The organism is Desertivirga brevis (genome assembly GCF_017355835.1).
In genome coordinates, this window is sequence record NZ_JAFEWF010000002.1 from 528,010 (window position 1) to 549,158 (window position 21,149).

Sequence of the window (21,149 nt, forward strand, 5' to 3'; positions counted from 1 at the left end):
TTAGATGAGTTTAGTTAATAGAATTTAGGGTTTACAATTTAGTTCTAATGAAGAAGGTAGTCATATTCCTCTTTGTTAGAACTAATTTTGTTTAGCTACCACCTAACGCAATTAACTTTCCGGATGGCTCAATAGCCGCGGGAATGCAAAAAGCTTTCATAAGCAAACCACAGATGCAAAAACGTTTACTTTTTCTGCCTTTATTGATTGTTGCGCTATTACTAAGCAATAATGGTTTCTCTCAATTTGTTTATAAGAATTCCTTCAAGACCGACGATCTAAATGGAATTAAGCTAGGAGATGCGGCTAAATTAACAAGCGGAAATATAGATCCCTCAGGGAATGGTGTATTAAGACTAACAGATGCAATAGAAAAGCAGCAAGGGTACTGCCTCATTCAACAAGAATTTGATTTTAGTAAAGGTCTAAGGGTAGAATTTGAGTTTTTTTCATACAGCTTAGTCCGAAAAGCAGACGGTATCACTTTCTTCTTATTTGAACCTTCAGGAGCTTTTGAGCCGGGTCAGTTCGGTGGAGCTTTAGGATATGCTCAAAGTCAAGGTAGGCCTGGTATGAAGGGAGGGTTTCTGGCAATAGGAGTTGATGAGTATATGAATTTTGGAGTAAATAACGAGGGAAGAGGCCCGGGTTATACTTGGAAGGGTATTCCACATACTCATGAATTACAGGGAGATGGAGCTATAACAGTACGCGGAGCAGTAGGTGCGGGAGGAGACAGGCTCTCTGAAGCTGCGTATCCTTTTATAGGTGGGAAGGTAACTGGGTATCTTTACGGATCACAAGCGGATTCCGAGTTCCTATTGGCTGATGAGGATAAGTTTTCGATCTCTACGGAAAGTAGAAGGACAGCCGAAACTCAGGACGGGTACCGTAGGGTTAGAATGGATGTGAAAAAGATTAATGCATCTGAATTTGTCATCAATGTGGATGTTTTCAGAGGCGGTAGTAAGGCTAAATGGATAAGTGTTTTAAAGGAGGTCCATTATATACCCGCAGGTGGGGCTCCCACTAAATTACAAGCTGGTTTTTCGGCCTCCACCGGCCAATTTGTTAATAATCATGAAATTCGGAACGTAACGATTACACCTTCAGCTAGTGAGTTGAAGAATCCATTTGCTGTAAAGGATGAAATAAATACTCTTATAAATACAGCTAAAGCGATTAATATTATTTCTACGGACGACCCTAAAGTGAATGGTGCTGACTCTAAATATGAACCGGGCTCAGTGGATTTAGATCCCTCCACCGCTATTATCGATAAGTCTTTTACTGTTAGTGGCAAAGGGACTTTTACGGTTGATGCTAATGGATTAGTTACGTTTACACCGGTGACTGGTTTTACAGGGAAATTTAGTATTGATTATAAGTTTAAGGATAACTTTGGAATGGAATCCAATACGGCGGAAATAGCTGTTACTGTGGCTACCCCTAAACCAACTGTTGACCCCATTGCCAAACCTCCAGTTCAAAAAAATACTAAAATAACTTTCAGCCAAACCGATTTTAGTTCGAAATTTAAAGTTAATAACGTTCTTGCGACTCCTACTTCCGTACGCTTCAGTTCACTCCCTGCTAATACTTCGGGTGAGTTAAGATTAAACGGCGTAGCTATCACAAATCTTCAGGAAATTCCCTGGGCTAATGTTGGAAGCATTGAGTTTGTCCCTGCTGCAAATTACACGGGGCCTGTGAACTTCGAATGGAACGGGTACAATGGAACAGACTGGGCTGATAATGTTGCAACAGTTGGTTTAACCTTTCAAAATACCAGACCTGTCGTTCAAAATACTTCCGAATTAGTCGTTAAGAACAATACCCTATCTCCTCTTACAAATACGAAATTTAATATATCATCTCAATATTCCGATGTCAATAACGACCCTCTCGTTAAAATCAAGATAACTAAATTGCCATTGAGCGGAATCCTTCAAGGAAATAAGGGAGCTGGCTTAGTAAATCTTATTGTTGGTGACGAAATTCCTGCAGCGAACCTTGCTACGATAGCTTATGTACCTAATACAAATTTTACAGGTACAGATTCCTTTACCTGGCAAGCTACCGATGGGACTGAATATTCAATTGATGCCGCAGTTAGTTTAACCATTTCAAACACAGTTCCAACGGTTAATGATCTTCAGATAGAGATCCTTGAGGACCAGACTTACACATTCACTGTTGCTGATTTCCAAAATAAATACACAGACACAAATAATGACCCTCTAAACAAAATCCAGATCACTACTCTTCCTTCAAATGGTACTCTTAAGTATGATGGAGTTGCCATTACCGTAAACCAGGAAATAGCAGTGGCAGATATCGTAAAACTTACGTTTGAGCCTGCAAAAGATTTCTTTGGCGACAATCAAATCTCCTTTAGCTGGGAAGCATCTGATGGGACTTCTTATTCTACAACAAACGCATTAGTAAAGATCAACGTTAAACCGGTAAATGATCCTCCTGCATTTACTAAAGGTCAGGACCAAGCTGTGAATATGAATACCGGAGTTAAGACTGTAGCTGGATGGGCAACAGGAATGAGCACAGGTCCGAACGAATCTACTCAAAGTCTTATTGCGTTCAATCTAACAAATGATAATCCCGGCTTATTTAGCGCTCAGCCAGCGCTCACTTTAGCAGGTCAACTTACTTTCCAACCAGCACCAGGCGCTGCAGGCAAGGCAGTGGTAACTGTAGTACTGGAGGACAATGGAGGAACCGCTGATGGGGGGAAAGATAAATCTTCTCCTGTAACCTTTACAATCAATGTGAAACCGATAGGATCACCTGATGCTGATATTACAACTATAGGTAATCCTAAATCCACTCCGGTATTAGACAATGATGCGGCTAAAGGTGTTGCAGGAATTATTTTTCAAGCAGTTTCACCAACCCCTAAACAAGGCACAACCTCTGTTGACGCAACAGGAAAAGTAATTTATACTCCCTCTTTAAACTTTGTAGGTAAAGACACTTACACCTACACTTTAGCTAAAGATGGTGTAGTTTCAGATCCGATAACCGTAACCATTAATGTTAAACCAGTTGGAACAGCAGACAATGACTACGTACAAAAGAACTCTTCCGTAACCACAAATGTTAAAACGAACGATGGACCTAGTGGAACCGGAACTACAATTGTCATTACGAAAAACCCTTTAAATGGCACGCCTCGGATCGTAAGTAATTCCACAGGTACAATTGAATATACTCCTAACGCCAACTATGCTGGTACTGATACCTACGGGTACAAACTGGTCACCAGCGATGGAGTCGAATCTGATGAAATAACTGTAACGATCAGTGTTGCTGACCTTCAAGTCGAAAAAACTGTTTCAAACTTAAGCGACGGTACAAAAGCCGGTTCTGTGATCAGTTACGAAATTAAGGTGAAAAACACCGGTACAGTAACGCTTGCTCCAATAGTAGTAAGAGATGACAAGGCGCCTATAATTTCTGGTGAAACGATAGCGAGTCTAGCGCCGGGCGCTACTGCAAGTATAATCACTACCAGCTATGCCATAACCCAGGCAGACGTAGACGCAGGGAAAGTAAGTAATGTGGCAGTGGCTAAAGGTACCCTTCCGGACTCGAAAACAATTGAACAGGTATCCGATGCGAACTTAAATACACCAGCATTTGAGCCGACCGAAACTACCATCACTGCCCAGCCCAAGCTTGCTGTAGAAAAGAAAGTAAAAGGACAGACAAACGGAACACAATTAGGGTCTGTAATTACTTACGAGATTGCAGTAACGAATATTGGAAATGTTACTCTCGCTCCTGTTAAAGTAGAAGATGCTAAAGCTCCAATAACAACTGGCGGCACTATTGCAAAGCTGGAAGTAGGAAAAACTGAGATTGTTACAACTACCTATACTATCACGCAAGCAGATATCGACGCAGGAAAGATCAGCAATGTTGCTAAAGCGATAGGTACACCACCTGTTGGAACTCCGGTAGAACAAGTATCAGATGCAGATCTTTCAAATGCTATTCCTGATGAGCCTACTGATATTATAATTGCTCCTGAGCCTAAGTTATCAGTATTCAAAAAGGTAAAAAGCTATAGCGATGGCACAAAGGTAAACTCTGTCATCACGTACGATATTGAAGTAAAGAATACCGGTAATGTTACCCTTTCTCCTGTTACCGTAACAGACACTAAAGCACCAATAGTGTCTGGAGGAACGATTGCAAGCCTTAAAGTAGGAGAAACTGTTGTTGTGTCAACTACTTATACTATTACCCAGGCAGATGTAGATGCGGGAAAGATCATTAACGTAGCAAAAGCCGTAGGAAAGCCACCGTTAGGAGCGATTGTCGAACAATTCTCTGATGCAGATCTTAATACAGTTCCTCTCGAGCCGACAGACGTAATTATTACCCCTGAACCAAAGTTACAGGTATACAAAAGGGTAAAGAGTTTAAGTAACGGTGTATCACTAGGCTCAGTGATTACTTATGAGATTGCCGTTAAGAACGTAGGCAATGTTACCCTTTCTTCAGTAAAGGTTACTGATGATAAAGCTCCAATAACATCAGGAGATGCAGTTGCCTCGCTGGCTGTAGGAGCGAGCATGCCACTCATTACAACCACTTATACCATAACGCAGTCTGATATAGATGCCGGTAAAGTAAGTAATGTGGCATTGGCAGTCGGTACTCCTCCAAGCGGACCAGCAATTAGTCAGCCTTCAGATTCAGATCTTTCTACCCCTGCAACTGAACCTACTGAAACTGTAATTACTCCCGATCCCAAATTATATGTTTTAAAGACGGTAAAAGGCTTAAGTGATGGTACAAAGCTTGGATCGGTTATCACCTATGAAATACAGGTTAAGAATACCGGTAATGTGGGACTTACACAGGTTCAGGTAACCGATGATAAAGCACCTATAACATCAGGAGGAACGATAGCGAGCCTGCCAGTAGGGGCAATTATGCCGCCTATTACCACAACTTATACCATTACACAAGCAGATATTGATGCTGGTAAAATAAGCAATGTGGCAGTGGCAGTGGGTACACCTCCAACAGGTCCTGCGATTCGCCAGATCTCGGATGCAGATCTTCTTACCCCTGCACTCGAGCCAACTGAAACAATAATACCGTCTAATCCCAGACTTTCGCTTTTCAAAACGGTGAGAAGCTTAAGCAATGGAACAAAGGTTGGTTCAGTTATTACCTACGATATAGAAGTTAAGAATACGGGAAATGTGACGCTTTCCCAGGTTACGGTAACAGATGCGAAAGCCCCAATCACCACGGGAGGGACTATCGGAAAGCTTGAAGCAGGTGCAGCAGTTATTGTTACCACAACTTACACCATCAAGCAAGAGGACGTGGACGCTGGAAAGGTTAGTAATGTTGCCATAGCTGTAGCAACCCCGCCTACGGGACCTGCTATTAATCAGCCATCTGATGCGGATCTTAATACTCCAACTCTCGAGCCGACTGAGACTATTATTTCGCCTGATCCTAAGCTATCAGTCTTTAAAAAGGTTAAAAGCTCGACTAATGGAAACAAAGTAGGATCGGTGATCACTTACGAAATTGAGATAAAGAATTCAGGAAATGTTACGCTTTCTCCAGTAATGGTAGAGGACCTAAAGGCACCGATCTCCTCAGGAGGAACGATAGCAAGTCTTGCAGTAGGAGCCACGTCGGTGATTACAACAACTTATACTATTACTCAGGCGGATATCGACGCGGGTAAGATCAGTAACGTAGCAGTTGCAACAGGTACACCTCCTGTAGGCACTCCTGTTGTTCAGCCTTCTGACTCAGATCTTTCTACCCCTGGCACGGAACCAACAGATATTACTATTGATCCAACTCCATCATTAAGTGTGACAAAAGAAATCACAGGAAAAGGCCCTTATATCCTGGGATCCTCTATTAATTACATTATTAAGGTTACCAATACCGGAAATGTTACTCTAACAAATGTGACCGTGACTGATCCGAATGCAGCAATTTCATCTCCAAGCGTTATTGCCTCGCTAGCTCCCGGAGCTACTTCCACGGCTATCACTGCTGCTCATATTGTTACTCAGGCAGATATTGATGCAAGAAAGGTTTCTAATATAGCTTATGCTACAGGTACCCCTCCAACAGGTCCCTCGCTGACACCAGTTCCATCAGATGATCCTGTTACTCCTGCAGTCAACGACCCGACAGAAGTTAAGGTAGGTATTGATAACCCTGTGGCAGTAAACGATCAGGGAGAAGTTGAAAATTCGAAAGAGCTTACTATCGTGATCCTTGATAACGACACGAGCGATGAAAGCCTTAAGCTTGACCCTGGTACAGTAGTAATTGTTGCCCTGCCCACTCACGGAACCGTCAAAGTAAATGCTGATGGTTCAATTACTTATACTCCTGAGAAAGGATACATTGGCAAGGACCAATTTACTTATCAGGTAAAGGATGATATGGGGAACCTTACTAATATTGCCACTGTAAGTATCAAGGTTATTGGATATATCCTTCCAAATGTGTTTACCCCTAATGGCGACGGTAAGAATGACACATTCGTCATTGTAGGAGCAGAAGATTATGATAGCGCAGATCTAACTATATATAATCGTTGGGGAAATGAGGTATATAGGAACCCTAACTACCAAAGTACGTGGACAGGTGAGGGACTTAACGCAGGTACCTACTATTTCGTGGTCAAACTGAAAAAGGGCGGCAATACCGAGGTTAAAAAAGGATGGGTTCTAATAAAACGTTAATTGGGAGGAATCAGAGATGATGAAAAGGACTATTTTTAGAAGTGTTTTAACTGCAGTTGCACTGCTGGGATTCGCTATAGTTAATGTGAATGCACAACAGAACATTCAGTTTACTCAATATATTTTTAATTCCTTAAGTGTAAATCCTGCTTATGCTGGTTACAAGGAGGAGTGGTTTGGGCAGATGGGCTTGCGGGCACAATGGATGGGAATTGAAGATGCACCGAAGACTGGGCAGGTATCAATCGACGGCCTTATCGATCCGGAAACAAAGCGGATGGGGATCGGTCTCCAAATTACCTCCGACCAGCTAGGACCCCAAAGCGCTAATTCAGCTTATGTCAATTATTCCTATCGTCTGCAATTAAATGACGAGGGGTCAAGTTGCCTTGCTTTTGGTCTAGGAGTTGGTGTATCTCAATACGGGCTTGACTACAGTAAGCTGAGCGCTATTGATGGTACCGACTCATACGTGTCACAGGGAACTACTCACAGCTTTATACCAGATGCACGCTTCGGCATATATTACTCCAGCAGTAAAGTATACATTGGGGCTTCTATGATGGATATTTTCGCTGATTTTGATTTCGCGTCAAAAATTATGGGCAATGAGACCGATAATGCGGCTGTGATAAAGCATGATAAACATTTTTATTTAATTGCAGGCACTGTCTTAGGCTTAAATGAAGACATTAAGATCCGCCCAAGCATTTTGGTCAAGGAGGACTTTAAAGGCCCCACAAGTCTTGACATTAATTCAATGTTCATTTTCCGGGATAAGTTCTGGATCGGTGGCTCTTATCGTCAGGGCTTGAAACTTTGGGAAAAAGATTATTCAAAGAACCAGAGCCTAAGTGAGACTAACTCTGTTTCAGCGGTGGCTCAACTCTTTCTTAATGATAATCTGAGATTGGGATATTCTTACGATTACAACTTAAATGAACTTAGTAAAATTCAAAACGGTTCCCATGAAATTACCCTTGGTATTACTTTCCCGAAAAGGATTTTCCGTTCGCTAAGTCCCCGTTATTTTTAAACTCCTCAGATTAATACGGCGAAGGCCGTAAATTTCCAATTAGCCCATTGAATAGAGGTTGTTCGCAGCCTTCATATTCCATGGGCTTTTGGTATATCTTAGATATCTACTTCCCCATTTGTACTTAAGGATCGACCAATAATTTTTCGACTAGTTCTAGCTATTCGACGCTGAGTTATCTCTACTCGCATAATCTGAATTGTCTGGTAATAAAAAACACAATACATCGAGATTAGCAAGTGGGGTTATTTAACTTATACGATAGGTATTTGAAGCGTGTTTCCTTCGTATTTTTCGCGACTCCAGTCGGTGGAGAGTCGGTCAAGATACGGTGAAGATATGGTTTAGATACGGTTGAGACCTAGGCAAGGTGTAAAGAATTATCTTCACCGGAATTTCTTTTAAGTTAATAAATAGGGGAGGTGCCGGCTTTCTAAACTTTCAGAAAGTCGCAAGTTTAAGCTCTGATAAGAATTTCATTGAAGCTTAGCAAGTCGGCAAATACCCCACTTTTGCGCTGCTTACGCTGCCTTGTGCGTTAATACCTTAAACCGTTCAACTGATTAATAAGTCGATGCTCAAGGTCTTCATTAATGTTTTCAGGGTTTTCATTTAAGTTCCAGCTTCCATCCCTAGACGCAGCGAAGGTGGCAACATGTTTCTCTTGTTCAAATACTTTATATAGATCTGAACCGCGCTCATTCTGGACCTGATAGGGCGCCAGGCTCCCATCTTTAAGCATTATCTGGATGTCGAATATTTCCATATCTTAACAACACCTCATCAAGGTCCCTTGTTTTATCCAATTGTTTAGGAGATTAAATATAAACCTGGTGTTCAAATATTTGTAACCTCGAAAATGCAGTTACGTAAGCACATGTTGACAGAATTAGGCTTTGTTCTAATGCTAGAATCCGCTTTTGGACATTAAGGAAAAGGATATTATTATAAAGATATGCTAGCAATGCACACAGATAAATTTTTCTACTTTTCTAATGATCTGCTGTGTATAGAGGGCTTGGATGGATACTTCAAACTTGTTAACCCTGCTTTTCAGCGCACCTCAGGGTATTCAGAAGAAGAACTTTTAATTCAACCTATCATCTCCTTCGTTCATCCTGAGGATAGGCTCCCAGTTAGTCTCAACTTAGGCACTAATAACTCCTCCACCAAAATTGAGCACCGGTTTAGGTATGCAAATGGCGACTACAGATGGCTATCCTGGAGTAGGAGCCTAAATCCTGAAGATAATCTTATTTATACCTCAGTCCGTGATATTACTGAAGAAAAGCAATTGAATTCGGAAGTTCAAAAGGCTGCCTTGTCACGAATAAAGAACTTAAGCGAAAATTTCATCGACGGCTTCATTCTGGTAGACAGAGAGTACAATATTTTAGATTATAATGAAAGAGCTGTAGAGCTACTTGGGTTAAATGATAAAGTAATAAATGGCCGCTCTTTAATGGATTTCTTCTATAAACTTGAGGCCAGCTCTTTCTTCAAAGCTTACGAAAAAGCCTTTTGTGAAAATGTTCATGTTAAAGTGGCCGGTTTTGCTACTGCCCTTAAGCGCTGGTTCGAAGTTTCCGCATATCCTTTTGAAAATAATCTCACTATTTTTTTTAAAGATATTACAGATAGCAAGTTACGCGAGCTCAATTTGAAATTAGAGAAGAGTGTACTTAAAATGAACACAATCTCTGATTACAGTTTAAAACATATTATTGACTTCTATCTTAGTGAATTAACAAAGATCTACCCAGAAATGCGACTGGCGGTAAATTTGGTTAATAAGAAGGAAAATTTAATTATTCCTTTGTCTTCACCAAAGGTTTCCCGCTTTATTGATCTATTTCAAATGGGATTTCCGATCGCTCCCGACTTTATTGGCACCTGTTCAACAGCTGTTTACTACAAAAAAAGTTGTGGTTTTCCTGATATTGGCGCTTCTAACGCTAACAATAAGTTCAAGGAGTTTGCAAAAGAGAATAACATAAATTCTTGTTGGTCCTATCCAATTATCAACCAGAAGGAGGATGTTTTGGCTAGCGTTGCTGTTTTTTACAAAGGCTTCAAGTCCCCTTCTGAAGCTGATGATGAGCTTATAAAGCGTGTTGCTACATTTACTCAGATAATTATTGAAAGTCACCAAACCCGTGATTTTCTGGCCATGAATATACAGCGATACAAGTTGGTCACCCAAGCTTCAAAAGATGCAATTTACGATTGGGATATATTAAGCGATGAACTTTACTGGGGAGAAGGTCTGGAAAAAATTTTTGGCTATAGAGATTCGGTGACAGGACTAGGGTGGTGGGAAGAGAAGGTGCATCCTGATGATCTGCAAGAAATAGTTTCTTCTCTGGAGGTTTGCCTTAACGATCCCTCTAAACGATTATGGAACGCAGAATATCGGTTTTTGAAAGCAGATGGTTGTTATGCTCATATAAAAGAGGCGGGGTTCATTCTAAGAGATAGTCTTGGAAAGCCTACCAGAATGTGTGGCGCTATGCAGGACCATACAGAGATTAAGGAACATCAACAGCAGATCCTTAAACAAAATACTGTTCTAAGAGAGATCGCTCGTATCAATTCACATTATATCCGGAAACCCCTTGCTAACATTCTGGCTTTAATACAAACTATAAAAGCTGCTGAGGAAAGTGATCTCAAAGAGCTTATCCAGCTTCTGGAGCTGAGTGGCTGCGAGCTCGACGAGATAACACGTCAGATCGCGAGAAAAACCTACAATTAACTACTAAATAATTATTGGAAAAATCTTTATTATCCGGCTTGAATTGATAAGATTTGAAAGTCTGCTTATTGAACAGTTTTAAGGCATTGAAACGATTTATTTGTTTGCTCCTCCTATTCTTTGTTTCGCAGCCTTTGCTGATGTCTCAAACCTACTCCCTGCGATTCCAAAGCAGCAGCTTGCCACTCAAAATTTTGCATAAGATCGGAGAGTTGTCCTTAAAAGATAGTACTGCGGTTGTTGGAAAGATCAAAGAGGTATTGGCTGAGGTGAGAGGAGAGGGGTATTTACTCGCCGAGGTAAGTAAAGTTGAATGGAATAGCGGGAAGGTAACTGCAACTATTACTCCCAATAACATTTTTCGGATCAGCAGGATCTCAAGAGGGAATATACCAGGAGATTATCTAACGAAGGCAGGTTTTTCTGACAATGGTTTGGAGGGTATGAATCTTATTCCTAATGAGATCGAAAGACTTATTCAAAAGCTCCTAACGTTGTATTCTGACCGTGGATACCCTTTTACTGTTATAAGGCTTGATAGTGTGCAACTAGGAGTATCCAGTCTTCAGGCCTCGCTACATGCAGAGACCGGTAGTTTTATTGTCTACGATTCTCTGCGAATAGCTGGAGACTCAAAGGTATCACGGAGGTATCTTGAGTCTTTTTTGGACTTAAAACAGGGGGAGGTGTTCCGACAAAGCTCAATAGATAAAGTAGCGGACCGTTTAAGAACTATACCCTTTATAAAGTCGGTAAAGCCGCCGGTGTTAAGTTTTACTGGTAATAAGGCGAAAATTACGCTGTTTTTGGAGAAGCAGCCAATCAATCAGTTTGATGGTGTGTTAGGTTTTTTGCCCAACGATAATACTGGCAAACTTCAGTTCATAGGCGATTTAAAGCTTCATTTGCAGAATGCTTTCGGGAGAGCAGAGCAAATTGAGTTCAATTACAAAGGATTGCCTCAGAAGAGTAAAGAGCTCAACCTCGGACTTAATCTTAGCGAGCTGTTTTCTACTCCTTTTGGGATTTCTCTAGGTTTTAATTTGTATAAACAAGGAGATGATTTTCAGAACATAAATTCCCGGGCTTCTTTTAATTACAGACTACCTGGTGGCAATCTATCTCTACTTGTCCAAAACCGGTCAGCTTCACCGATAAACTTGGATACTGCAAGCAACTCTTTTCCTAATTTTGCTAGTACTAACTCAACCACCTATGGAGTTGGATTTTTACATCAAAACCTAAACTCGCCCATCTCACCTACCCGTGGAATGTCTTTCACCCTAACTGCAGAATCAGGGAAGCGAAAATTTAGTGAATTGCCGTCAAATTTTGATAAAATACAAGGAGCCAGTCAGCAGTATAGAGTAAATTCAAAGATAGATGTCTATCTCCCAGTCTCTAACAGAAGTGTTTTGAGGTTTAACAACGAAACTGGAATACTGGTAGGAAAGAATCTTTTTGATAATGAACTTTATAGGATAGGAGGCTTTAATAGTCTAAAGGGGTTTAACGAGCAGTCGATGCTAGCCAGTTCTTATACCTATTTCAATGCCGAATACCGGTTAATGATAGAAAACTATTCCTATTTGTTTGCCTTCATCAACCAGGGATTCCTAAAGAGGTCGACGATTTCATCTGTTATTAAAGATGACCCACTCGGATTTGGGGCTGGAATTAATTTGCGTGTAAACACAGGCATATTTTCTCTGAGTTATGCTTTAGGAAAACAAAAAGATAATCCGCTAAATTTGCAAAGCGGAAAAATTCACTTCGGCCTGGTTACTTTGTTCTAATGTTGTTTAAAAAGGTTATTGTACTGTTTCTGTTGATTGTTCTTAGTGTAATTAAGGGCTCAGCTCAAACTGATTCTCTTCAACGTACCTCCGATCAGGCTCCGCAAGCTACCTCTGGTCGAAGATTTGTTTTTAGGGATTCGGCCTACCTTGCCCGGTGGCTTGAACGTAAAGATTCAATTAGAAGGGTAGAGGACTCTATTCGTGCTGTAGGGGATTCATTGGCCATGGTTAATATCAAAAGACCTGACCCTGAAAGGCCGAACAGATTCGTTGACAGCTTGCTTAAAGTTTACCTTGTAAAAGACTTCAACTTTCAAGAGTGGGCCTCCCGGTTCCCTAAGAAGGTCCAGAAGTACGATGAAGGTAAGTTGAAAAAGAAGGGGGACCTCTGGGTTATTGGCTTCTTGTTTATTCTTCTGGTGTTATTTGCAATCCTTAAGAGCCGGTTTACAAAAGAGTCTACCTCACTCATTCACGCATTTTATAGCAACAGGATATTAGGGCAGATCAATAAGGAGGAACAGTTTTTCAGCTCTTGGCCATTTGTATTTTTATACCTGCTATTTGGCTTTATTATAGGAATGTTCTTATATCAATGTTGCCGGTACTATCAGTTGTCATACGATTACGTCGGCGTGCATTGGTTTTTGAGACTTTCAATAATTGTGATTGCTTTTTATACCTTAAAAGTCTTGCTAATTAAATGTTTGGGTTTTGTATTTAAGGGTGAAAAGATCGCGAGCGAGTATATTTCAATTTTGTTCCTTACTTATTTTAACGCTGGCCTGCTTTTTTTACCTGTTGTTATTGCTCTTAGTCTAACTGCTGGCAGATTTGGGATTATTTATATATACGTATCTCTTATATTGCTGATACTTATTTACTTTTTCCAATTTTTGAGGGCTATCACAAATATTTTATCTAGCTACAAGTTTCCTTTAATCTATTTATTTATCTATCTTTGTGCCCTCGAAATTTGCCCATTATTAGTACTAATTAAAGCTCTTAGATTCTAAAGGACAGTATGCAATCAATTGATGCAAGAAAAAAGAAAGTAAAAAGTATCCTAGTAACCCTTCCTAAACCGGATACTGAAAAATCTCCTTATTATGATCTTGCTAAGAAATATAATGTGAAGGTAGATTTCCGCTCTTTTATACACGTTGAGGGTGTTCCGGCAAAAGAGTTCAGGAAAGAGAAGATTAATCTTCCTGATTATACAGCAGTGATTTTCACGAGCCGTAACGCAGCTGATCATTTTTTTCGCATTTGCGAGGAAATGAGATATGAGGTGCCCTCAGAGCTAAAGTACTTTTGCTTGTCGGAAACGATTGCTCTGTATCTTCAGAAGTATATCCAGTATCGTAAGAGAAAGATATTTTTTGGAAAGCAAACGGCGGCTGATCTGGCTGAGGTTCTTAAAAAGCATGCTTCCGAGCGCTTCCTGTATCCTTGCTCAGATGTAGCTGCGGAAGAAACACAGAAGTTTCTTCAAGAAAATGGCTACAACTTTACTCCAGCAGTATTATTTAGAACTGTTTGTAGTGATTTGTCTGATCTTAGAGACGTCTTTTATGATGTGATCGCTTTTTTTAGTCCTTCCAGCATCCAGTCTTTGTATAAAAACTTCCCGGATTTTGAACAGAATAACACTCGTATAGCTGCATTTGGGGCTAGCACACAAAAGGCAATAGCTGAAAGGGAACTTATTGTTGATATTCCGGCACCGACACCCAATGCTCCTAGTATGACTATGGCCATTGAGCAGTATATCAAGCTGGTTAATAAATAAATTTCTTTTAAGTAATACTTATTTCCAATAGCTCTACTTGTAGAGCTATTGGCTTTATAGGCTCATTTTCAGCGGCTAAGATCTATTATCTTTCTGGCTCTAATGCCCGTTTTATATCTTCAATAGCTCGGGATAAAGGTCTTATTAATAAAAAAAGTAAAATTCAAGAAACTTTGCATCACCCAACCTCGTAACAGGTGGTACTTGTGGATTACGAGGAGAAGATATATTGAAAAAGGCGTATTCTACCGCCCAAGTTAAAAGTTTATGTTGTAGATAAGTTTTTTCAATATATTAGAATCGTTTTTTGCAAGTATACTATCTAAGTGACAATGAGAAAAATTTACTTTATAGCTCTTGCTGTGATAATGGCGGCAGTAAGTGGGTGCGGGAGAGCAAGTAATGGAGAGTTAGTAGGGGTGCGTCAAAAGCGACTTCCTACAACACAAATTCCTCTAGGTATGGTTTATGTACCGGCAGGAACCTTTGTGATGGGGCAAACCGATCAGGATATAACTTTCGCTCAAATAGCGCAAAACAAGCAGGTGACAATTCCTGCTTTCTTTATGGACGAAACTGAGATCACTAATAGTGAGTATCATCAGTTCGTTAACTGGGTTCGAGATTCAATTGCAATTACTGACTACTTAAAGGACGATCAATTTTACATTAAACCTAAGGGTAAGGGCGCTACGGCGGCAAACGCTGATGGTACTAAATATATTGATTGGAAAAAAGTTGGTAACGGTGCTGCAATTTGGGGCAGCAAGAAGAAAGGGAATACCAATGCTTCGAAGTTACAGAACATGTACTACCAGGGAGAAGACAAGATCTTTGGCAGGAACGAAGTGGATGTACGCCTGCTAAAATACGATTTTGCAATTATGCTTCAACGCGAGGCTGCAAATCACCGTGGTGACAAAAACAGAAAACGTTCTGATAATATCTACAGGGACACTGTTGCAATCTATCCGGATACCCTTGTTTGGTTGGCAGACTTTTCATATGCACAAAATGAACCATTGGTAGAAGGTTACTTTTCCCACCCTGCCTTTGCAGAATATCCTGTAGTTGGTGTTACATGGCGCCAGGCACGGGCATTTACAGTGTGGCGTACTAACTTGTATGCAAACTATGCTCAAAGTAAAGGTATGCCGAGGTTAAGCCGCTTGCCTTTCTCTCTGCCGTCTGAAGCGGAGTTTGAATATGCAGCCCGTGGTGGAAGGATTGGAAACGACTACCCGTGGGGCGGTCCATATATCAGGAATGCAAAAGGTTGTTTGATGGCAAACTTTAAACCTGGCAGAGGTAACTATATCGACGATGGTGGAGCCTATACCGTGAATGTTAAGTCGTATTTCCCTAACGATTTCGGTTTGTACAATATGGCTGGAAACGTAGCAGAGTGGACTTCTTCAGCATACGACGAGTCGGCCTCAACCTTTACCCATGATTTGAGCCCAACATTCTATTATGAAGCTAAGGCCAATGATCCTGAGGTATTGAAAAGAAAGGTTATTAAAGGAGGATCATGGAAAGACATTGGGTATTTCCTTCAAAATTCGACTAAATCCTACGAATATCAAGATACTGCTAAATCTTACATAGGCTTCCGTTGCGTAACTGCATTCACAGGAAGAGATATTAGAGATAAGCATTAATTAAATAGCATAACAAATAACACTTATATTATCCTTAATTCTTTTAAAAAAAAACATGGCTGGAAAGAAAAAATTTGATTGGTTGCACGTTGCAATTTCTTGGGGAGCTACCATTGTAATTCTTGGTGCGTTATTTAAGATCCTTCACTTAGGAGGTGTTTGGGGTAACATTATGATCGGTGCGGGTCTTGGAGTGGAGGCATTCCTATTCTTCTTAACTGGATTTTTCCCACCAAAACCAGATCCTGCTTGGCATAAAGTATATCCTGAATTAGCAGATGACTACGATGGAGAACTACCTAAAGCGTCTGTGCGTCCTAAACAACAAGTTGAAACTGGAAACACTGCTGCTCTTGATAAAATGTTAGCTGACGCTAAAATTGGACCTGAATTAATTAACAGTCTCGGCACAGGTTTGCGTACTTTCGGTGATAAAGTAGCTGCAATATCTAACACCGCTGATGCTGCTACGGCAACAGTAGAATTTTCTAACAAAATTAAAACTGCAGGTGCTGGCTTCGATAAATTAAGTTCAGCTTTTGATAAAGCAACAGCTAACCTGACTGAAATGGCTAATACTAATGTTGATTCCAAGGCATATCACGAGCAGGTGAATAACCTTGCAAAGAACTTGTCAGCATTAAATGCAGTATACGAACTTGAGTTACAGGATTCAAGTGCTCACTTGAAATCAATGAATAAATTCTATCAGAACTTATCATTGACTATGCAAAACTTCAATGAGTCATTAGACGATTCTAAACAATTCAAAGATGAAGTGAACCGTTTGGCTAAGAACCTTGCTTCTTTGAACTCTGTTTACGGAAATATGCTATCTGCAATGAATCAGCCTCGCGTTTAACGCGCATTTTAAATTGGTTTTATTAATCTAAATTTTCAGAAAACAAGCTTAAAATAAAAAATGGCTGGAGGAAAAGAAACAGCAAGGCAGAAGATGATCAATATCATGTACCTGGTATTGCTCGCTATGCTCGCACTGAACGTTTCTGATACTATATTAAATGCATTCAAAAACATTAACGATAGTTTAGAAACCTCGCGCAAGAACGTTGATGTAAGCGTTGCGCAATTGTTTAGCTCTTTTGAAGCAACAAAGTTGAAAGAAGAGCCTGTTCGTGCTAAACCATTGTACGAGAAGGCTAAGCAAGCACAAGCTATTGCTGCAGAGCTAAATACATATATTGAAGGAATAAAACAGGAGTTCACTACTGCGGGTCAGGGAATTGATGCCGAAACTGGCGACTTGGTAGAGAGAGCTAACCTTGATATCGCTCCTGGTATCATGGTCAATAAGAAAAAAGGTGAAGAGCTTCAAAAGAAAGTGAACGAAACCAGAGAAAAACTTTTGGGTCTTTTAGATGCAAAGGAGCGTCAAACGGTAACTTTCTCATTAGAGGCTAAAGATCCTGAAAAAGGAAACAAAAAGTGGGCAGATGTAAACTTTGGTGAAGGAACACCTTTAACTGCGGCCATGACTATCCTTACTAAATTGCAATCTGACGTTAAGAACGCAGAGTCTGACGTTGTAAAAAAGATCTTTGGTAAGATGGATCAGGCAGTAGTTAACCTTGATAAATTTGCAGCAGTGGCAGTTGCTCCTACTTCATATTTGATCCAGGGCCAGCCTTATACTGCTGAAGTGTTCTTAACTGCTTATGATTCAAAAGCAAATCCTTCAATCTCTGTAAACGGATCATCTTTACAGGTGAAAGACGGAAGAGGGGTTTATTCGGTAAACACTGGCCGTGAAGGCGTATTTAGCTGGAAAGGTAAGATTGCGGTGAAACAAACTGACGGATCTGTCAAATACTATGAGACTCCGGAGCAAAAATATCAGGTTGCAAGACCATCAGCGGTTGTATCTCCTGATAAGATGAACGTGTTCTACATTGGTGTACCAAACCCGGTTTCAGTATCAGCTCCTGGTATCCCTAAAGAGAGCATAAATGTGTCTATGTCTGGTGGAAGTATTTCCGGATCAGGTGGTAGCTATACAGTAAAAGTAAGTTCTCCTGGAGAAGCTACTGTAAACGTTTCTGCTAACATTGGTGGAAAAACCCAGAATATTGGTAGCTCCAGGTTCCGTGTGAAACGTATTCCTGACCCGGTTGCTAAATTTGGTGGTAAAACCGGAGGTAGCTTACCTACGGTAGCGATTAAAGCTCAGAATAAAGTGTTCGCAGTACTTGAAGGTTTCGAGTTCGATGCTAACTTCTCTGTAACCAGATTTAATCTTATAATCGTGAAACCTAGGGCAGACGCTGTCGTATTACAAACATCTGGTAATACTTTGAGCGGCGCTATGCAGTCTGCTATAAGCACTATTACTCCAGGATCTAAAGTGATCTTCGATGGTATTGTTGCAGTTGGTCCGGATGGTTCACAACGTCAATTAAATTCAATCGCATTAAGTGCAAACTAAAAAAGGAAGTTTTATGAAGAGGATAAGCTTGATTTTGCTCTCGGTAATGATAAGTGTTGGTGTTTTCGCACAGCAAGCTAAACCTAGAACTGCTTCTAAAAAGAAGCCTGTAGCTACTAAGACCCGTACCGCGGCGTCTAAAACTAAGGCTTCTACACCTGCTGTTGCTTCGACAGATAATAGTGTACTGGCAGCAGAGCCTGCTCAGCAACCGGCAGCTTCTAAAGCAAGTTCTAAAGTTCCGACTGAAAGACCTTTAGACGGATACTTCAAAAAAGATAATATCTTTAAAGCAAGCGTAACACCTTACGCTAATCTTCGCGAATCGGATGTGATGTTTAAAAAGCGCATCTGGAGGGAGATTGACTTAAGGGAGAAGATGAATGCAACCTATGCATCGCCTAAAGCAAGGCTTATAGATGTTATTATGAACGCTGTAATGGCAGGAGAATTAACAGCTTACAGTGCTGCTCCTACAAAGGAAGATCGCGGAGGTGATGAGTTCAGTAATATTCTGAAGCCTGAAGAGGCTATGGCAAAGTTTGCTGACAGTGTTATTGTTCCTGAGTTCAATAATAATGGCGAACAGATAGGTACAAGCGTGAGAGCGGGTGAATTTAACCCTGATAGCGTGACTAAATTTCAAATTAAAGAGGACTGGATCTTTGACAGACAGCGTTCCATTTTTGAACCACGAATTGTAGGTATTGCTCCTATGGTTAAGATCAAAGCTGCAGGACAGGATTTAGGTGAACAACCAGCTTTCTGGATCTATTTTCCTGAAGCCCGACAGATCTTTGTTACTAAAGAAGTTGTAAGTCGCATGAACGATGCAACAGGGTTAAGTTTTGATGATGTGTTTATGAAACGGTTATTCTCTAGTTACATTGTTAAAGAATCTAACGTTGATGATTTGAGGATTAAGGATTATGCACAGGGCATTGACCGCCTTTACGAATCAGATAGAGTTAAAAAGGAACTTATGGACTATGAACACGATTTGTGGTCATACTAAGTAATTCTGATAAAAAAAGACCCCGGTAGATTAAGATTCTGCCGGGGTTTTTTTATTCAATTCGAAATAGCTTTTCAGAGCTTCTGCCTGTTTTTTATTTACAACACTTAAAAGTTCCTCTTCGGTTGCTTCCCTAACCCTTTTTACCGATTTGAACTGTTTTAAAAGTTTCTCAGAAGTTGTTCTGCCGATTCCCGGAATCCTTTCGAGTTCTGTTGCCAAAGTTCCCTTATTCCGCTTTGCCCTATGGAATGTAATACCAAAGCGGTGTGCCTCATCGCGTAATTGCTGGATGATCTTCAATGTCTCAGATTTCTTATCCAGGTATAAGGGATATTGATCCCCGGGATAGAAAAGCTCTTCTAAGCGTTTTGCAATGCCGATAACTGTTAATTGATTTTCTATGCCCAATACCTTCAGGCTTTTCATCGCAGCAGAAAGCTGCCCCTTCCCTCCGTCAATGATCACCAGTTGAGGCAGAGTTCCTCCCTCCTCAAGCATCCGTTTATAGCGGCGATAGACAGCCTCCTCCATCGTTGCAAAATCATTGGGGCCCTCTACTGTCTTAACGTTAAAATGCCTGTAATCTTTTTTTGAGGGCTTTGCGTCCTTGAATACGACGATAGCTGAAACAGGATATTTCCCTTGGAAATTTGAGTTGTCGAAACATTCAATGTGTTTCGGCAATTGATTGAGGCGCAAATCCTTCATCATTTGAGTTAGGAGCCGGTCAGTCCGGTGTTCGGGATTAAGCTTCTCGTACTGCTCAAGCTTTTCGCGCTTAAAAAAACTAACGTTCTTCTGAGACAATTCGAGGAGCTTCTTCTTCTCACCCAATTTTGGAACTGTGAATCTGATTCCAGGATCATCAATCTCGATCTCAAATGGAACTACAATTTCCTTTGAGTGGCTGTTGAACCTGCTCCTGAATTCGGAGATAGCAATAGTTAGTAATTCTTCATCTGTCTCGTCCAGACGCTTTTTCATTTCCAGGGTCTGAGTTTGAATAACCGTTCCATTCATGATCTTCAAGAAGTTCACAAACGCGTGTTTTTCATCCGATGCTATGCTAAATACATCCAGATCTGATATTGATGAGTTTACTATAGTAGATTTGCTTTGATACTTCTCCAGGAGATCGTACTGGCGTTTCAGTCGGTGAGCAAGCTCAAAGTCTAAGTTAGCAACAGCTGATTCCAGAGCGGCCTTTACTTTCCTTATTACAAGTCCCGTCTTACCGTTTAGGATGTCTTTAATATCCTCTATGCTCTGGTCGTAGTCTTCAGGGGATTGCAATGCCTGACAGGGGCCCTTACAATTTCCTATCTGATATTCGAGACATACCTTATATTTCCCAGCAGCGATGTTGGCAGGGGAAAGATCAAGGTTACAGGTGCGCAAAGGGTAGATCTCTTTAACTAGATCAAGTATAGTATGCATCATGCTTACAGAAGCATATGGCCCAAGATATTTAGAGCCATCCTTAACAATCCTCCTGGTCCAATATATGCGTGGGAACCGTTCATTTTTGATAACAATCCATGGATAGGTCTTGTCATCCTTCAGCATAACGTTATACCGGGGTTGATGCTTCTTGATAAGGCTGTTTTCCAGCAGCCATGCATCGATCTCGGTATCTACGATAGTAAAGGTTATGTTGGCAATTTTACTTACCAGAACCTTTGTCTTCGCATTGATTTTGTAATTGTCTTTGTTAAAATAGGATGAAACCCGGTTCTTAAGGTTTTTTGCCTTTCCAATATATATAAGTTCGCCAGCAGCATCCCAATATTGGTAGACGCCCGGGCGAGGCGGAATTTGTTTTAAAGCTTCGCGGTGATTAAATTTTTCCATTCACGTTATCATTCACACAAGTAAAGGGACAGCTTT

General features: G+C 40.7%; 12 protein-coding genes. 10 read left to right on the top strand and 2 right to left on the bottom strand.

Features of this window, described 5'->3' with window-relative positions; translation table 11 throughout:
- Positions 1-173 precede the first annotated feature (173 nt).
- Both J4N25_RS10280 and J4N25_RS10285 read left to right on the top strand, forming a co-directional pair.
- Positions 174-6,758 (top strand): CLIPPER-2 domain-containing protein, encoded by a 6,585-nt coding sequence (locus J4N25_RS10280; RefSeq protein ID WP_207422098.1) that lies wholly within the window; start codon positions 174-176, stop codon positions 6,756-6,758.
- Positions 6,759-6,774: 16 nt separating this feature from the next.
- Positions 6,775-7,794 (top strand): PorP/SprF family type IX secretion system membrane protein, encoded by a 1,020-nt coding sequence (locus J4N25_RS10285; protein ID WP_242695850.1) that lies wholly within the window; start codon positions 6,775-6,777, stop codon positions 7,792-7,794.
- A 538-nt stretch (positions 7,795-8,332) separates the two neighbouring features.
- On the opposite strand, the gene J4N25_RS10290 is transcribed toward J4N25_RS10285, so the two are convergent.
- Positions 8,333-8,560 (bottom strand): hypothetical protein, encoded by a 228-nt coding sequence (locus J4N25_RS10290; RefSeq protein ID WP_207422099.1) that lies wholly within the window; start codon positions 8,558-8,560, stop codon positions 8,333-8,335.
- Between the two features lie 198 nt (positions 8,561-8,758).
- Here J4N25_RS10290 and J4N25_RS10295 point away from each other — a divergent pair, with 198 nt between their 5' ends.
- The 8 genes from J4N25_RS10295 to porN all read left to right on the top strand — a co-directional run bounded on the left by J4N25_RS10295 (position 8,759) and on the right by porN (position 19,259).
- Positions 8,759-10,549, top strand: coding sequence for a PAS domain-containing protein (locus J4N25_RS10295; protein ID WP_207422100.1), 1,791 nt, complete (start codon positions 8,759-8,761; stop codon positions 10,547-10,549).
- A 179-nt stretch (positions 10,550-10,728) separates the two neighbouring features.
- Positions 10,729-12,345: a BamA/TamA family outer membrane protein gene (locus J4N25_RS10300; RefSeq protein WP_207422101.1), complete on the top strand. Its 1,617-nt coding sequence runs from the start codon at positions 10,729-10,731 to the stop codon at positions 12,343-12,345.
- Positions 12,345-13,364 (top strand): DUF4271 domain-containing protein, encoded by a 1,020-nt coding sequence (locus tag J4N25_RS10305; protein WP_207422102.1) that lies wholly within the window; start codon positions 12,345-12,347, stop codon positions 13,362-13,364. Before J4N25_RS10300 ends, J4N25_RS10305 begins: the two co-directional genes overlap by 1 nt.
- A gap of 8 nt (positions 13,365-13,372) precedes the next feature.
- Positions 13,373-14,140, top strand: coding sequence for a uroporphyrinogen-III synthase (locus J4N25_RS10310; protein WP_207422103.1), 768 nt, complete (start codon positions 13,373-13,375; stop codon positions 14,138-14,140).
- A 332-nt stretch (positions 14,141-14,472) separates the two neighbouring features.
- Positions 14,473-15,801 (top strand): T9SS ring complex lipoprotein PorK/GldK, encoded by a 1,329-nt coding sequence (porK, locus tag J4N25_RS10315; RefSeq protein ID WP_207422104.1) that lies wholly within the window; start codon positions 14,473-14,475, stop codon positions 15,799-15,801.
- Positions 15,802-15,856: 55 nt separating this feature from the next.
- Positions 15,857-16,663, top strand: a complete 807-nt coding sequence (gene porL, locus J4N25_RS10320; RefSeq protein WP_207422105.1) for a type IX secretion system motor protein PorL/GldL — start codon at positions 15,857-15,859, stop codon at positions 16,661-16,663.
- 60 nt (positions 16,664-16,723) lie between these two features.
- On the top strand, positions 16,724-18,244 hold the full coding sequence (gene porM, locus J4N25_RS10325; protein WP_207422106.1) for a type IX secretion system motor protein PorM/GldM: 1,521 nt from the start codon (positions 16,724-16,726) through the stop codon (positions 18,242-18,244).
- Between the two features lie 13 nt (positions 18,245-18,257).
- Positions 18,258-19,259, top strand: coding sequence for a type IX secretion system ring subunit PorN/GldN (gene porN / locus J4N25_RS10330; protein ID WP_207422107.1), 1,002 nt, complete (start codon positions 18,258-18,260; stop codon positions 19,257-19,259).
- A gap of 30 nt (positions 19,260-19,289) precedes the next feature.
- Here porN and uvrC read toward each other — a convergent pair whose 3' ends face one another.
- The gene (gene uvrC, locus J4N25_RS10335) at positions 19,290-21,113 is read right to left on the bottom strand and encodes an excinuclease ABC subunit UvrC (RefSeq protein ID WP_207422108.1); all 1,824 of its coding nucleotides are present in this window, start codon (positions 21,111-21,113) and stop codon (positions 19,290-19,292) included.
- Positions 21,114-21,149: the final 36 nt, after the last annotated feature.

Excerpts from the sequence above, each read along its gene's own strand:
- J4N25_RS10295 (WP_207422100.1), top strand. The coding sequence starts at position 8,759 with ATGCACACAGATAAATTTTTCTACTTTTCTAATGATCTGCTGTGTATA.
- J4N25_RS10305 (WP_207422102.1), top strand. The coding sequence starts at position 12,345 with ATGTTGTTTAAAAAGGTTATTGTACTGTTTCTGTTGATTGTTCTTAGT.
- porK (WP_207422104.1), top strand. The coding sequence starts at position 14,473 with ATGAGAAAAATTTACTTTATAGCTCTTGCTGTGATAATGGCGGCAGTA.
- J4N25_RS10285 (WP_242695850.1), top strand. The coding sequence starts at position 6,775 with ATGATGAAAAGGACTATTTTTAGAAGTGTTTTAACTGCAGTTGCACTG.
- J4N25_RS10290 (WP_207422099.1), bottom strand. The coding sequence starts at position 8,560 with ATGGAAATATTCGACATCCAGATAATGCTTAAAGATGGGAGCCTGGCG.
- porM (WP_207422106.1), top strand. The coding sequence starts at position 16,724 with ATGGCTGGAGGAAAAGAAACAGCAAGGCAGAAGATGATCAATATCATG.
- porN (WP_207422107.1), top strand. The coding sequence starts at position 18,258 with ATGAAGAGGATAAGCTTGATTTTGCTCTCGGTAATGATAAGTGTTGGT.
- uvrC (WP_207422108.1), bottom strand. The coding sequence starts at position 21,113 with ATGGAAAAATTTAATCACCGCGAAGCTTTAAAACAAATTCCGCCTCGC.
- J4N25_RS10280 (WP_207422098.1), top strand. The coding sequence starts at position 174 with ATGCAAAAACGTTTACTTTTTCTGCCTTTATTGATTGTTGCGCTATTA.
- porL (WP_207422105.1), top strand. The coding sequence starts at position 15,857 with ATGGCTGGAAAGAAAAAATTTGATTGGTTGCACGTTGCAATTTCTTGG.
- J4N25_RS10310 (WP_207422103.1), top strand. The coding sequence starts at position 13,373 with ATGCAATCAATTGATGCAAGAAAAAAGAAAGTAAAAAGTATCCTAGTA.